The organism is Paracoccus sp. N5 (assembly GCF_000371965.1).
Taxonomy (GTDB): Bacteria; Pseudomonadota; Alphaproteobacteria; order Rhodobacterales; family Rhodobacteraceae; genus Paracoccus.
This window is the reverse complement of the sequence record NZ_AQUO01000001.1, coordinates 1540079-1553196: the sequence shown is the minus strand read 5'-3', so window position 1 is coordinate 1553196 and position 13118 is coordinate 1540079. Positions and strand designations below refer to the sequence as shown.

11 protein-coding genes are annotated in these 13118 nt (G+C 67.0%); 7 read left to right on the top strand and 4 right to left on the bottom strand.

The genetic code is table 11. The annotated features are described in order from the left end of the window. Positions 1–66 precede the first annotated feature (66 nt). From pip to infB, 6 genes are all read left to right on the top strand, one after another. Positions 67–1005: a prolyl aminopeptidase gene (gene pip / locus PARN5_RS0107810; protein WP_017999216.1), complete on the top strand. Its 939-nt coding sequence runs from the start codon at positions 67–69 to the stop codon at positions 1003–1005. An 84-nt stretch (positions 1006–1089) separates the two neighbouring features. Continuing rightward, positions 1090–1470, top strand: coding sequence for a TspO/MBR family protein (locus PARN5_RS21815; RefSeq protein ID WP_346420481.1), 381 nt, complete (start codon positions 1090–1092; stop codon positions 1468–1470). 142 nt (positions 1471–1612) lie between these two features. Continuing rightward, positions 1613–2221 carry a ribosome maturation factor RimP gene (rimP, locus tag PARN5_RS0107800; RefSeq protein ID WP_017999214.1) on the top strand — a complete coding sequence of 203 codons (609 nt, stop codon included), beginning with the start codon at positions 1613–1615 and terminating at the stop codon, positions 2219–2221. A gap of 3 nt (positions 2222–2224) precedes the next feature. Continuing rightward, positions 2225–3901 (top strand): transcription termination factor NusA, encoded by a 1677-nt coding sequence (gene nusA, locus PARN5_RS0107795; protein WP_017999213.1) that lies wholly within the window; start codon positions 2225–2227, stop codon positions 3899–3901. A 15-nt stretch (positions 3902–3916) separates the two neighbouring features. Further along, entirely contained in the window at positions 3917–4537 is a 621-nt protein-coding gene (locus PARN5_RS0107790) for an RNA-binding protein (RefSeq protein ID WP_017999212.1), read from the top strand. Positions 4538–4544: 7 nt separating this feature from the next. Further along, positions 4545–7091 carry a translation initiation factor IF-2 gene (gene infB / locus PARN5_RS0107785; RefSeq protein ID WP_017999211.1) on the top strand — a complete coding sequence of 849 codons (2547 nt, stop codon included), beginning with the start codon at positions 4545–4547 and terminating at the stop codon, positions 7089–7091. 132 nt (positions 7092–7223) lie between these two features. Here infB and PARN5_RS25095 read toward each other — a convergent pair whose 3' ends face one another. From PARN5_RS25095 to PARN5_RS0107765, 4 genes are all read right to left on the bottom strand, one after another. Then, the gene (locus PARN5_RS25095; protein ID WP_017999210.1) at positions 7224–7355 is read right to left on the bottom strand and encodes a hypothetical protein; all 132 of its coding nucleotides are present in this window, start codon (positions 7353–7355) and stop codon (positions 7224–7226) included. Positions 7356–7478: 123 nt separating this feature from the next. Next, entirely contained in the window at positions 7479–7877 is a 399-nt protein-coding gene (locus PARN5_RS0107775) for a (deoxy)nucleoside triphosphate pyrophosphohydrolase (protein ID WP_017999209.1), read from the bottom strand. Continuing rightward, positions 7874–9283 (bottom strand): bifunctional glutamate N-acetyltransferase/amino-acid acetyltransferase ArgJ, encoded by a 1410-nt coding sequence (argJ, locus tag PARN5_RS0107770; RefSeq protein WP_017999208.1) that lies wholly within the window; start codon positions 9281–9283, stop codon positions 7874–7876. Before argJ ends, PARN5_RS0107775 begins: the two co-directional genes overlap by 4 nt. 3 nt (positions 9284–9286) lie before the next feature. Further along, positions 9287–10126 carry a peptidylprolyl isomerase gene (locus PARN5_RS0107765; RefSeq protein ID WP_017999207.1) on the bottom strand — a complete coding sequence of 280 codons (840 nt, stop codon included), beginning with the start codon at positions 10124–10126 and terminating at the stop codon, positions 9287–9289. Between the two features lie 207 nt (positions 10127–10333). Here PARN5_RS0107765 and secA point away from each other — a divergent pair, with 207 nt between their 5' ends. Beyond that, on the top strand, positions 10334–13039 hold the full coding sequence (secA, locus tag PARN5_RS0107760) for a preprotein translocase subunit SecA (RefSeq protein ID WP_017999206.1): 2706 nt from the start codon (positions 10334–10336) through the stop codon (positions 13037–13039). The last annotated feature ends 79 nt before the right edge of the window (positions 13040–13118 follow it).

Below are 13118 nucleotides of genomic sequence, written 5' to 3'. Positions count from 1 at the left end.
AGTGGGGGCATGGACAGATTGGCAGGGCAAATCGGCGGCACGCCGTCGCATGGCAGGTTGCATCCGATGGTCGAGCCCTTCGACCGCCGCATGGTCGAGGTCGGCGACGGCCACCGCCTGCATGTCGAGCAAAGCGGCAATCCGCAGGGCGTGCCGGTCATCGTCCTGCATGGCGGTCCGGGCGGCGGTTGCAGCCCGTTCATGCGCCGCTTCTTCGATCCGGCGCATTACCGGGCGGTGCTGTTCGACCAGCGCGGCTGCGGCCGGTCCGAGCCGCATGCCTCGGTCGAGGCCAATACCACCCAGCACCTGATCGCCGACATCGAACGGATCCGGAGCGAGCTGGGCATCGGCCGCGCGATCCTGTTCGGCGGCAGCTGGGGCGCGACCCTGGCGCTGGCCTATGCCCAGGCCCATCCCGAGGCGGTGCTGGCGCTGGCGCTGCGCGGCGTCTTCCTGGGCCGGCAGAGCGAGCTCGACTGGTTCTATGGCGGCGGCGTCGCGCGCTTCTTTCCCGACCGCTGGGCCGAGTTCCAGGCCCCGATCCCCGAGGCCGAGCGTGGCGACATGATCGCCGCCTATCACAAGCGGCTGTTCGGCGGCGACCGCGGTCAGGAAGGCCGCTATGCCCTGCCTTGGCTGGTCTGGGAAAACGCCCTGGCGGGGCTGGAGATCAGCGGCCCCGGCCATGCGCCGCCGGACTATGCCCGCGCCTTTGCCCGGCTGGAAAACCATTATTTCGTCAACGGCTGCTTTCTGGACGAGGGGCAGTTGCTGCGCGACCGTGATCGCATCGCGCATATCCCGGCGGTGATCGTGCAGGGCCGCTATGACATGGTCTGCCCGCCGGCCAGCGCCTGGGAACTGGCCCAGGACTGGGACCGGGCCGAGCTGCGGCTGGTGCCCGCCTCGGGCCATGCGCTGAGCGAGCCGCGAATCGCCGCGGAACTGGTGCGGGTCATGGATGGTTGGCGCGATGCGGCCCGCGAGGGTGGCCGCGCCTGAATCCGGGGCCGCCATGAGTTTCGTGTTTTTCCTGCTCGCCTGCACCGCCGCCGGGGCGACGGAAATCTTTTTCCAGCCCGGCAGTTGGTATGCCGGCTTGCAGAAGCCGGCTTCACCCCGCCCGGCTGGGTGTTTCCCGTCGCCTGGACCACGCTTTACCTCCTGATGGCCTGGTCGGCGGCGCGGCTCTCGGGCCTGCCCGGTGCCGGGACGGTGCTGGCGCTGTGGGCATTGCAGATCGCGTTGAATACATTGTGGACTCCGGTCTTTTTCGGCGCGCATCGGCTGGGCGCGGCCATGCTGATCCTGGCGGCGCTGTGGCTGGTGGTGGCCGTGCTGATGGTCATGGCCTGGCGGCTGGACCGGCTGGCGGGGGCGCTTCTGCTGCCCTGTCTGGCCTGGCTGACGCTGGCCGGAGCGCTGAATTTCAGCATCTGGCAGAACAACCCGGACACGAACGGATAAAGGCGCGGCGGCTTTTCCTTGCAAATCGCCGCGACCGGGCCTATATGCAGCTTCAACAGCGGCGCAGGTGTCCACAGCCTGCCCACCGGTAAGACGCACGGGCCGCCCAATCGGCCCGTTTTTTCGTTCTGGGGTATCAGCAATGTCCGACCTCATCGCCAAGACCGCCATCGACCGGCGCCTGGCCGAGATCATCGCTCCGGTGATCGAGGATCTGGGCTTCGAACTGGTCCGCATCCGCCTGCAAGGCGGCAAGACCGCCACCTTGCAGATCATGGCCGACCGCCCCGAGGGCGGCATCAATGTCGACGATTGCGCCGACATCTCGACCGCCGTCAGCGCCATCCTCGACGTCGAGGACCCGATCGAGGACAATTACCACCTCGAGGTCAGCAGCCCCGGCATCGACCGCCCGCTGACCCGGCTGAAGGATTTCGCCACCTTCGAGGGCTATGAGGCGCGGCTGGAAACCAACCAGCCCATCGACGGCCGCAAGCGCTTCAAGGGCGTGCTGGCCGGGGTCGAGGGCGACGAGGTGCTGCTGAACATCGAGGAAGCCGGCGCAGAGCATACCATCGGGCTGAACTTCGACTGGCTCTCGGATGCCAAGCTGGTGCTGACCGACGAATTGATTGCCGAGATGCTGCGGCAGAAAAAGGACGCGGGCGTGCAGATCGACAATCTGGACGAGACCGCATTTGACGAGATCGAAACGGAAGCCGGCGAAGACAACGCCGCCGCGAAGGAGTGAGCAATGGCCATCACCTCTGCCAACCAGCTTGAACTGCTGCAAACCGCCGAGGCTGTCGCGCGCGAGAAGATGATCGACCCCGATCTGGTGATCGAGGCGATGGAGGACAGCCTGGCCCGCGCCGCCAAGTCCCGCTATGGCAGCGAGATGGACATCCGCGTCCACATCGACCGCAAGACCGGCAACGCCACCTTCACCCGCGCCCGCACCGTGGTCGAGGACGAAGAGGTCGAAAACTACCAGGCGCAATTCACCGCCGACCAGGCCCGCGCCTATTTCGAGCCCTCGAAGAACGGCAATGCGCATTGGCTGCGCGACGGCCAGGTGCTGACCGATTTCGCCGGCAAGCCGCAGCCGGGCGACGTGTTCCAGGAACAGGTGCCGCCGGTCGATCTGGGCCGCATCGCCGCGCAATCCGCGAAACAGGTCATCCTGCAGCGCGTCCGCGAGGCCGAGCGCGACCGCCAGTATGAAGAATTCAAGGACCGCGCCGGCACCATCATCAACGGCGTCGTCAAGCGCGAGGAATACGGCAACATCATCGTCGATGTGGGCCGGGGCGAGGCCATCCTGCGCCGCAATGAGAAGATCGGCCGCGAGAGCTATCGCCCGAACGACCGCATCCGCGCCTATGTCAAGGACGTGCGCCGCGAGGCCCGCGGCCCGCAGATCTTCCTGTCGCGCACCGATCCGCAGTTTATGGCCGAGCTGTTCAAGATGGAAGTGCCGGAAATCTATGACGGCGTGATCGAGATCAAGGCCTGCGCCCGCGATGCGGGGTCGCGCGCCAAGATCGCCGTGATCTCCTATGACAACTCGATCGACCCGGTCGGCGCCTGTGTCGGTATGCGCGGCAGCCGCGTGCAGGCCGTGGTGGGCGAGCTTCAGGGCGAAAAGATCGACATCATCCCGTGGTCCGAGGATCAGGCGACCTTCCTGGTGAACGCGCTGCAACCGGCCGAGGTGGCGAAGGTCGTCTTCGACGAGGACGCCACCCGCATCGAGGTGGTGGTGCCGGACGAGCAGCTTTCGCTGGCCATCGGCCGGCGCGGCCAGAACGTGCGGCTGGCAAGCCAGCTGACCGGGCTCGACATCGACATCCTCACCGAAGAGGAAGAATCGAAGCGCCGCCAGGCCGAGTTCAACGCCCGCACCAAGCTGTTCATGGATGCGCTGGACCTGGACGAATTCTTTGCCCAGCTGCTGGTGGCCGAGGGCTTCACCAACCTGGAAGAAGTCGCCTATGTCGATCTGGACGAGCTTCTGTCCATCGACGGCGTGGACGAATCGACCGCCGAGGAATTGCAGACCCGCGCCCGCGAGCATCTGGAGGCGGCGAACAAGGCCGCGCTGGAAAACGCCCGCGCGCTGGGTGCCGAGGACAGCCTGATCGAGTTCGAGGGCATCACGCCGCAGATGGCCGAGGCGCTGGCCAAGGACGGCGTCAAGACCCTGGAAGACTTCGCCACCTGCGCCGACTGGGAACTGGCCGGCGGCTGGACCACGCAGAACGGCCAGCGCGTCAAGGACGACGGCCTGCTCGAGCCCTTCGGCGTCAGCCTGGAGGATGCGCAGAACCTGGTGATGACCGCGCGCGTCATGCTGGGCTGGGTCGATCCGACCGAGCTGGAATCGGCCGAGGCCGGCACCGGCGAAGAAGAACAGGAGGCCGGGGTGTAACGCCCCGGGAGGCTGATGACACGCGGGGGCCGTATCAAGGACCGCGAGACGCCCGAACGGCGCTGCATCGTCACGGGCGAAGTCCAGCCGAAGGCTGGGCTCATCCGCTTTGTCGCGGGCCCCGATGACGCGGTCGTGCCGGACCTGGCGGAAAAGCTGCCGGGGCGCGGCTTCTGGGTCGTGGCCGACCGGCAGGCGCTGGACAAGGCGGCTGCCAAGGGCTTGTTTTCGCGCGGCGCCAAGGCGCGCGTGACGGTGCCGCCCGAGCTTCTGGCGATGATCGAGGCGGGGCTGGCGAAACGGGTGACCGACACGCTGTCCCTGGCCCGAAAGGCCGGGCTCGCGGTGGCGGGATTCGAGAAGGTCAAGGACTGGCTGGCCGGCGGCAGGGCAAAGGTGCTTCTGCAGGCCAGCGACGGGTCGGACCGGGGCAAGGGAAAGCTGTGGACGCCGCCCGGCGGACGCTGGTTCGGCTGCATGACTGCAGCAGAATTGGGTTTGTCCTTTGGGCGCGATCATGTCATACACAGCGCGCTTGCGCCGGGGGGCCTGACCGAAAAATTGATCAGGGACGCGAGCAGACTGACGGGTCTGCGCGGGCATGACGGTGGCGCTTCGGCCGCCGGGAAGGAATGAAGATCGGATGAGCGATACTGACGGAAAGAAACCCCTGGGTCTTGGTGGCGGCACTGGTCGTTCGGGCCAGGTGAAGCAAAGCTTCAGCCACGGCCGGACCCATAATGTCGCGGTCGAGGTCAAGCGCAAGCGCGTCATCGTGCCGGCCAAGCCCGGCGCGGCGTCGGGCGGTGCGCGCTCGGGTTCGCCTTCGGCCGTGTCGGGCGACCCGTCGAAGCGCCCGGCCGGGATCTCGGATGCGGAAATGGAGCGGCGCATGGCCGCCCTGCGTGCCGCCAAGGCCCGCGAGGTCGAGGAAGCCGCGCAACGCGTCGCGGATGAAAAGGCCCGCGAGGAAGAACGCGAGCGTCGCCGTCTTGAGCTGGAAGCCAAGGAGCGCGAGGAACGCGAACGCGAGGAAGCCCTGCGCCTGAAGGCCGAGGAAGACGAGCGCCGCGCCCGCGAAGCCGAGCTGCGCGAGAAGAAGAAGGCCGAGATCGCCAAGCCCAAGGCCGATGCCCGCCCCGCCGCGCCCGCCGACCGGGCCGCCGCCGAGGCCGCGGCCGCACGCGCCGAGACCAAGGGCGTCAGCGCCGCCGCGCCGCGCCGGACCGACCGCGACCGCGACAACCGTGGCCCGGCCGACGACCGCGACAGCCGCAAGAAGGCCGACGACAACCGCCGCACCGGCAAGCTGTCGCTGAGCCAGGCCATGGACGGCGAAGGCGGCCGCCAGCGGTCGCTGGCCGCGATGAAGCGCAAGCAGGAAAAAGCCCGGCAGAAGGCCATGGGCGGCAGCCAGCGCGCTGAAAAGCAGGTGCGCGACGTGCAGCTGCCCGAGACCATCCTGGTCTCGGAACTGGCGAACCGGATGGCCGAGCGCACGCCCGACGTCATCAAGTCGCTGATGCGCATGGGCCTGATGGTCACCGCGAACCAGGCCGTCGATGCCGACACCGCCGAGCTGGTGATCGACGAATTCGGCCACCGCGCCGTCCGCGTCTCGGATGCCGACGTCGAGCAGGTCATCGACCAGGTCGAGGACAAGCCCGAGGATCTGAAGCCGCGCGCCCCGATCATCACCATCATGGGCCATGTCGACCACGGCAAGACCTCGCTTCTGGACGCGATCCGTCACGCCAATGTCGTGGCGGGCGAGGCCGGCGGCATCACCCAGCACATCGGCGCCTATCAGGTGAAGGCCTCGAACGGGGCGCTGCTGACCTTCCTCGACACGCCTGGCCACGCGGCCTTCACCTCGATGCGGGCCCGTGGCGCGCAGGTGACGGACATCGTCGTGCTGGTGGTGGCGGCGGATGACGCCGTGATGCCGCAGACGGTCGAGGCGATCAACCACGCGAAAGCGGCGAAGGTGCCGATGATCGTGGCGATCAACAAGATCGACAAGCCGGCCGCCGACCCGCAGAAGGTCCGCACGGCCCTGCTGCAGCACGAGGTGGTCGTCGAGGCCATGTCGGGCGACGTGCAGGACGTCGAGGTTTCGGCCAAGACCGGCCAGGGCCTCGACCAGCTGCTGGAAGCCATCGCGCTGCAGGCCGAGATCCTGGAGCTGAAGGCCAACCCCGACCGCCCGGCGCAAGGCGCGGTGATCGAGGCGCAGCTGGACGTCGGCCGCGGCCCGGTCGCGACCGTGCTGGTGCAGAACGGCACGCTGAAGCGCGGCGACATCTTCGTCGTCGGCGAACAGTGGGGCAAGGTCCGCGCGCTGATCAACGACAAGGGCGACCGCGTCGACGAGGCCGGTCCTTCGGTTCCGGTCGAGGTGCTGGGCCTGAACGGCACGCCCGAAGCCGGCGACGTGCTGAACGTGGTCTCGACCGAGGCGCAGGCGCGCGAGATCGCGGATTACCGCGAGCAGGCCGCCAAGGACAAGCGCGCCGCCGCCGGTGCCGCGATCACGCTGGACCAGATGCTGGCCAAGGCCAAGGCCGACGAGAATGTCGCCGAACTGCCGGTGGTGGTGAAGGCCGACGTGCAGGGCTCGGCCGAGGCGATCGTCCAGGCGCTGGAAAAGATCGGCAACGACGAGGTGCGCGTGCGCGTGCTGCATTACGGCGTCGGCGCGATCACCGAATCGGACATCGGCCTGGCCGAGGCGTCGCAGGCGCCGGTCATCGGCTTCAACGTCCGGGCCAATGCCCCGGCGCGGAACGCCGCCAACCAGAAGGGCGTCGAGATCCGCTATTACTCGATCATCTACGACCTGGTGGATGACATCAAGGCGGCGGCCTCGGGCCTGCTGTCGGCCGAGGTGCGCGAGAACTTCATCGGCTATGCCGAGATCCGCGAAGTCTTCCGCGTCACCGGCGTCGGCAATGTCGCCGGCTGTCTGGTGACCGAGGGCGTAGCCCGGCGCTCGGCCGGCGTGCGCCTGCTGCGCGACAACGTGGTGATCCACGAAGGCACGCTGAAGACGCTGAAGCGCTTCAAGGACGAGGTCAAGGAAGTGCAATCCGGCCAGGAATGCGGCATGGCCTTCGAGAATTACGACGACATCCGCAAGGGCGACGTCATCGAGATCTTCGAGCGCGAGGAAGTGCAGCGCCAGCTGTGACTTCTGCCCGCGCGGCGATCTGGAAAGGGGCGGGTCATCGACCCGCCCTTTTGCGTCCGCGGTTCGCCGAAACGATAGACGGGGCCCCGATCCGGGACCCCGTCAGTTTACTGGGCACATTTTCTGTTACTTTCAGGCCAGGCCGACCGGCTTGCCCTCGTAGGTCTTGCTTCCCACGCGGACGACGATGTTTCCGTTGGCCTGCTGGCGCTCGAAGACGCCTTGGACAGAAATGCAGCTGCCGATCGTGATCGTGCGAATCATGTCCTCGTTCCTCCTTCTCCTCAGGATTTCAGAATTGCCACAAAACTGTGAAAAGTTAATTAATATTGTCCAATAATACGGCTAATTTCTGAGGCGTGGTAACGAGGTGACGGTTCGCGACGGCTAGAGCCAGTCGCGCAGGATCGGGATCAGCGGCACATCCGCCGGCGGCATCGGATATTGGCTCAGGTCGGCGGCGCGGGACCAGGCCAGCACCTGCCCTTCGCGCGGGATCGGCACGCCCTGCCAGCGCCGGCAGGCGTAAAGCGGCATCAGCAGGTGGAAATCCTCGTAGCTGTGGCTGGCGAAGGTCAGCGGCGCCAGGCAGGATTGCCAGGTGTCGATGCCCAGTTCCTCGTGCAGCTCGCGGATCAGCGCCGTCTCGGGGGTTTCGCCCGGCTCGACCTTGCCGCCGGGGAATTCCCACAGGCCCGCGAGGGTCTTGCCCTCGGGGCGCTGCGCCAGCAGCACGCGGCCGTCGGCGTCGATCAACGCCACGGCCGCGACAAGGATGATCTTCATGAGCGGTAATCGGCGTTGATGTCGATGTAGCGATGCGTCAGGTCGCAGGTCCAGACCGTGCGCTTGCCCCTGCCCAAGCCCAGGTCGACGCCCAGCATCAGGCTGTCGCGCTTCATATAGGCGCTGGCCGCGGCCTCGTCATAGCTGGGCGCGCGCCAGCCGTTCTCGGCCAGCACCATGTCGCCGAAGCGGATGGTCAGCCGGTCGCGGTCGGCCTGGGCGCCGGACTTGCCGACGGCCATGACCACGCGGCCCCAGTTGGCGTCCTCGCCGGCGATGGCGGTCTTGACCAGCGGCGAATTGGCAATGGCCATGGCGACGCGATGCGCGTCGGCGTCATCCGCGGCGCCTGTCACCCGCACCTCGACGAATTTCGTCGCGCCCTCGCCGTCCCGGACCACCTGCTGCGCCAGGTCCAGCATCACCTGGTCCAGCGCCCGGCCAAAGGCCCGCGCGGGCGCCGCGCGCAGGTCGCTCAGCGGCGCCGCCGGCGACTTGCCTGTCGCGGCCAGGATCAGCGCGTCCGAGGTCGAGGTGTCGCTGTCCACGGTGATGGCGTTGAAGGTCCGGTCCATGCGTGCCGACAGCATCTTCTGCAGTGCCGCGGGCGCGATCCTGGCGTCGGTGAAGATATAGACCAGCATCGTCGCCATGTCGGGCGCGATCATGCCCGAGCCCTTGGCGATGCCGACGACATTGATCGTGCCGCCGTCGCCCTGGAAGCTGACCGCAGCACCCTTGGGGAAAGTGTCGGTGGTCATGATGGCCCGCGCTGCCGCCGCCGCGCCGCCCGCGTCCAGCGCCGCCTTCAACTCGCCGATCACGGCGGTGATGCGTTCGGCCGGCAGCGGCTCGCCGATCACCCCGGTCGAAGAGGAAAACACCCGCTCGCGCGGGATCTCCAGCGCCTCGGCCACGCCGCCGGTGACCTTGTCCACCGCCTCCTGGCCGTTCCGGCCGGTGAAGGCATTGGCATTGCCCGAGTTCACGATGATCGCCGCGCCCTGTTGGTCATCCTGCGGACCGGCAAGCTTTGCCTGGCAATCCAGCACGCAGGCCGCCCGGGTCGAGGAGCGGGTGAAGGCGCCCGCGATGGCGGTGCCCGGCGCCAGCCGCACCAGCATGACATCGGTGCGGCCCTTGTATTTCACCCCCGCCGCGGCCGAGGCGAATTCCACCCCCGCGACCACCGGCAGCTCGGGAAAGCCGGCCGGCGCCAAGGGCGAGACCGGGTTCTTGGGCTTGGTCACCGCCGCCACAGCCGCCTCGGCGCCCTTTTCGACGCGCGACTCGACGCTGGCCGCGGCCTGCTTGAAGGCGGATTTCAGCTTTTTCAGCTTCTTCTCCAGTGACTTCAGCTTGTCGGCATCCGAAAGCTTGGGCTTCTTGTCCAGGGCCTTGGCCATCGCTCACTCTCCCAGCAGGTCGGTCTTGTTCAGCAGGTCGGGGGCCAGCCCCTCGGTCTTTTCGATCTTGGAATCGGCCACGCGCTTCTCGATGGCGGCCTGGACCTTGTCGCGGCGCACCTGCACGGCCAGCTGCTCCTTGACCTCGTCGAAGCTGGGCGGCGTCACCTCGCGCGAGTCGACCAGCTTGATGACATGCCAGCCGAACTGCGTCTCGACCGGGGCGGAAACCTCGCCCTTCTTCAGCGCCTTCACCGCCTCGGCAAAGGGCGCGACCATCTGCTCGGGCTGGAACCAGCCCAGGTCGCCCTTGTTCGGGCCGGAATTGTCGGTCGATTTTTCCTCGGCCAGCTTGCCGAAATCGCCGCCGTCGGCGATCTCTTTGGCGATGGCCTCGGCCTCTTCCTTGGTCTTCACCAGGATATGGGCGGCATTGTATTCGGTCTTGGGCTCGGTCTGGCCGCCGAAGGCCTGGTCATAGGCGGCTTTCAGCTCGGCCTCGGTCGGCTCGGCGCTCGCGACCTTTTCCAGCACGGCGCCGGCCAGATAGGCGCGCTTCTCGATCTCGATGGCGGCCTGGTTGCGCTTGCTCAGCGGCTCGGCCTGTTGCGCGACGGCGGTCTGGCGCACCATCTGATCCAGCATCAGATCCCACAGCGCCGTATCCGGCAGGCCCTGCGTGGTATGCGCGTCCAGCCCCTGGCGCATGGCGATCATCTGGCCCAGGGTGATCGTCTCGCCATTGACCGTGGCGACGACGGTATCGGCATCCTGCGCCGACGCGGGCAATCCGCCCAGCAGGACAGAGCTCAGGGCGGTCGCGGCAAGAAGCGGTCGGAGCATGGTTTTCCCTTTCGTGGGAGCGCGCGTCCACGCACAGGTGAACGGGCGAAAACATTGACACTCAAGCGCCCGGCGCATACATCCGGCCCAACCGAAAATGCGCGCCCGTCGCCTTTTTCCGGCCCAAGTGATAGGGCAAGGCGAATGGTGGCGGCAAGTAGGCGGAACGTCCCGCGCACCCCCAGATACGCGATTTTGAAGGCTCACATGCTCGGCATCGGAAACTTGGCGAAACTGGTCTTTGGCACGCCCAACGACCGCAAGGTGAAATCGGTCCGCCCGCTGGTGGCCCAGATCAACGCGCTGGAAGAGAAGTTCCGCGCCCTGTCCGACGCCGACCTGATCGGCAAGACCCGCGAATTGCAGGGCCGGGCGCAATCGGGCGAGGATCTGGACAAGCTGCTGCCCGAAGCCTTCGCCAATTGCCGCGAGGGCGCGCGCCGCGCGCTTGGCCTGCGCGCCTTCGACACCCAGCTGATGGGCGGCATCTTCCTGCACCAGGGCAATATCGCCGAGATGAAGACGGGCGAGGGCAAGACCTTGGTCGCGACCTTCCCGGCCTATCTGAATGCCTTGGCGGGCAAGGGCGTGCATGTCGTCACCGTCAACGACTACCTGGCGAAACGCGACGCGCATTGGATGGGCAAGGTCTTCGCCCATCTCGGCATGACCACCGGCGTGGTCTATCCCTTCCAGGAGGACGCCGAGAAGCGCGAGGCCTATCGCGCCGACGTGACCTATGCCACCAACAACGAGCTGGGCTTCGATTACCTGCGCGACAACATGAAGGGCTCCATCGACCAGATGACCCAGCGCGGGCATTTCTTCGCCATCGTGGACGAGGTCGACTCGATCCTGATCGACGAGGCGCGCACGCCGCTGATCATCTCGGGCCCGTCGCAGGACCGCAGCGAGCTTTACATCACGCTCGACAAGTTCATGCCGGAACTGGCGCCCGAGCATTACAAGCTGGACGAAAAGGCCCGCAACGCCACCTTCACCGAGGAAGGCAACGAATTCCTTGAAAAGCGGCTGCAGGCGGCAGGCGTGCTGCCCGAGGGCCAGACGCTCTACGACCCGGAATCCACGACCATCGTGCATCACGTGAACCAGGCGATGCGGGCGCACAAGCTGTTCATGCGCGACCAGCACTATATCGTCCGCGACGGCGAGATCGTGCTGATCGACGAATTCACCGGCCGGATGATGAAGGGCCGCCGGCTGTCCGACGGGCTGCACCAGGCCATCGAGGCGAAAGAGGGCGTGGCGATCCAGCCCGAGAACGTGACGCTGGCCTCGGTCACCTTCCAGAACTATTTCCGGCTCTATGCCAAGCTCTCGGGCATGACCGGCACCGCCGCCACCGAGGCCGAGGAATTCGCCGAGATCTACAAGCTGGGCGTGGTCGAAGTGCCGACGAACCGCCCGGTGCAGCGCATCGACGAACACGACCGCGTCTATCGCACCGCGGCCGAGAAATACGCCGCCGTGATCGAGGCGATCAAGGAGGCCCATGCCAAGGGCCAGCCGATCCTGGTCGGCACCACCTCGATCGAGAAATCCGAGATGCTGTCGCAGATGCTGACCAGGGAGGGCATCCCGCACAACGTCCTGAACGCCCGCCAGCACGAGGCCGAGGCGCAGATCGTCGCCGATGCCGGCAAGCTGGGCGCCGTGACCATCGCCACCAACATGGCCGGCCGCGGCACCGACATCCAGCTCGGCGGCAATGTCGAGATGAAGGTGATGGAGGCGCTGGCCGCCGATCCCGAGGCGAACCCCGACGAGCTGCGCGCCCGCATCGAGGCCGAGCACGCCGCCGACAAGCAGGCGGTGCTGGACGCCGGCGGTCTGTTCGTTCTGGCCACCGAACGCCACGAAAGCCGGCGCATCGACAACCAGCTGCGCGGCCGCTCGGGCCGCCAGGGCGACCCCGGCCGCTCGCTGTTCTTCCTGTCGCTGGAAGACGACCTGATGCGGATCTTCGGCTCGGAACGGCTGGACAAGGTGCTGTCCACGCTGGGCATGAAGGACGGCGAGGCCATCGTCCACCCCTGGGTCAACAAGTCGCTGGAACGCGCCCAGGCCAAGGTCGAGGGCCGCAACTTCGACATCCGCAAGCAGCTGCTGAAATTCGACGACGTGATGAACGACCAGCGCAAGGCGATCTTCAGCCAGCGCCTGGAAATCATGCATACCGAAGAGGTGGCCGAGGTCGCGGCCGACATGCGCGCCCAAGTCATCGACGACCTGATCGACGAATACCTGCCGCCCCGCGCCTATGCCGAGCAATGGGATGTCCAGGGCCTGCACAAGGCGGTGATCGAGCGGCTGAACATGGACCTGCCCATCGCCGACTGGGCCGCCGAGGAAGGCGTGGACCAGGACGCGCTGCGCGAGCGTGTGCAGCGGGAAACCGACACCTACATGGCGCAAAAGGCCGAGCAGTTCGGCCCCGACAACATGCGCCAGATCGAAAAGCAGGTGCTGCTGCAACAGATCGACGGCAAGTGGCGCGAGCATCTGGTGACGCTGGAACATCTGCGCTCGGTGGTGGGCTTCCGCGGCTATGCGCAGCGCGACCCGCTGTCGGAATACAAGACCGAGGCCTTCCAGCTGTTCGAAACCATGCTGGACGGGCTGCGCTTCGACGTGACCCAGCAACTGGCCCGCATCCGGCCGCTGACCGATGCCGAGCGCGAGCAGATGCTGCGCGAATACCAGCAGAGCCAGGCGGAAACCGAGGCGCAGATGCACCCCGAGCACGAGGAAGCCGAGGGCGGCGAGGTCTCGGGCCGCGTCGCGGGCTTCGACGCCACCGACCCCACCACCTGGGGCAACCCGTCGCGCAACGACCCCTGCCCCTGCGGCTCGGGCCAGAAATTCAAGCATTGCCACGGCGCATTGGTATAACCTGGGGGCCTTCGGGCCCCTTTTTCATGCGCCGCGCGGATGGCACGTCCGGCATGGGTATTTGAACAACGAAGAAGCA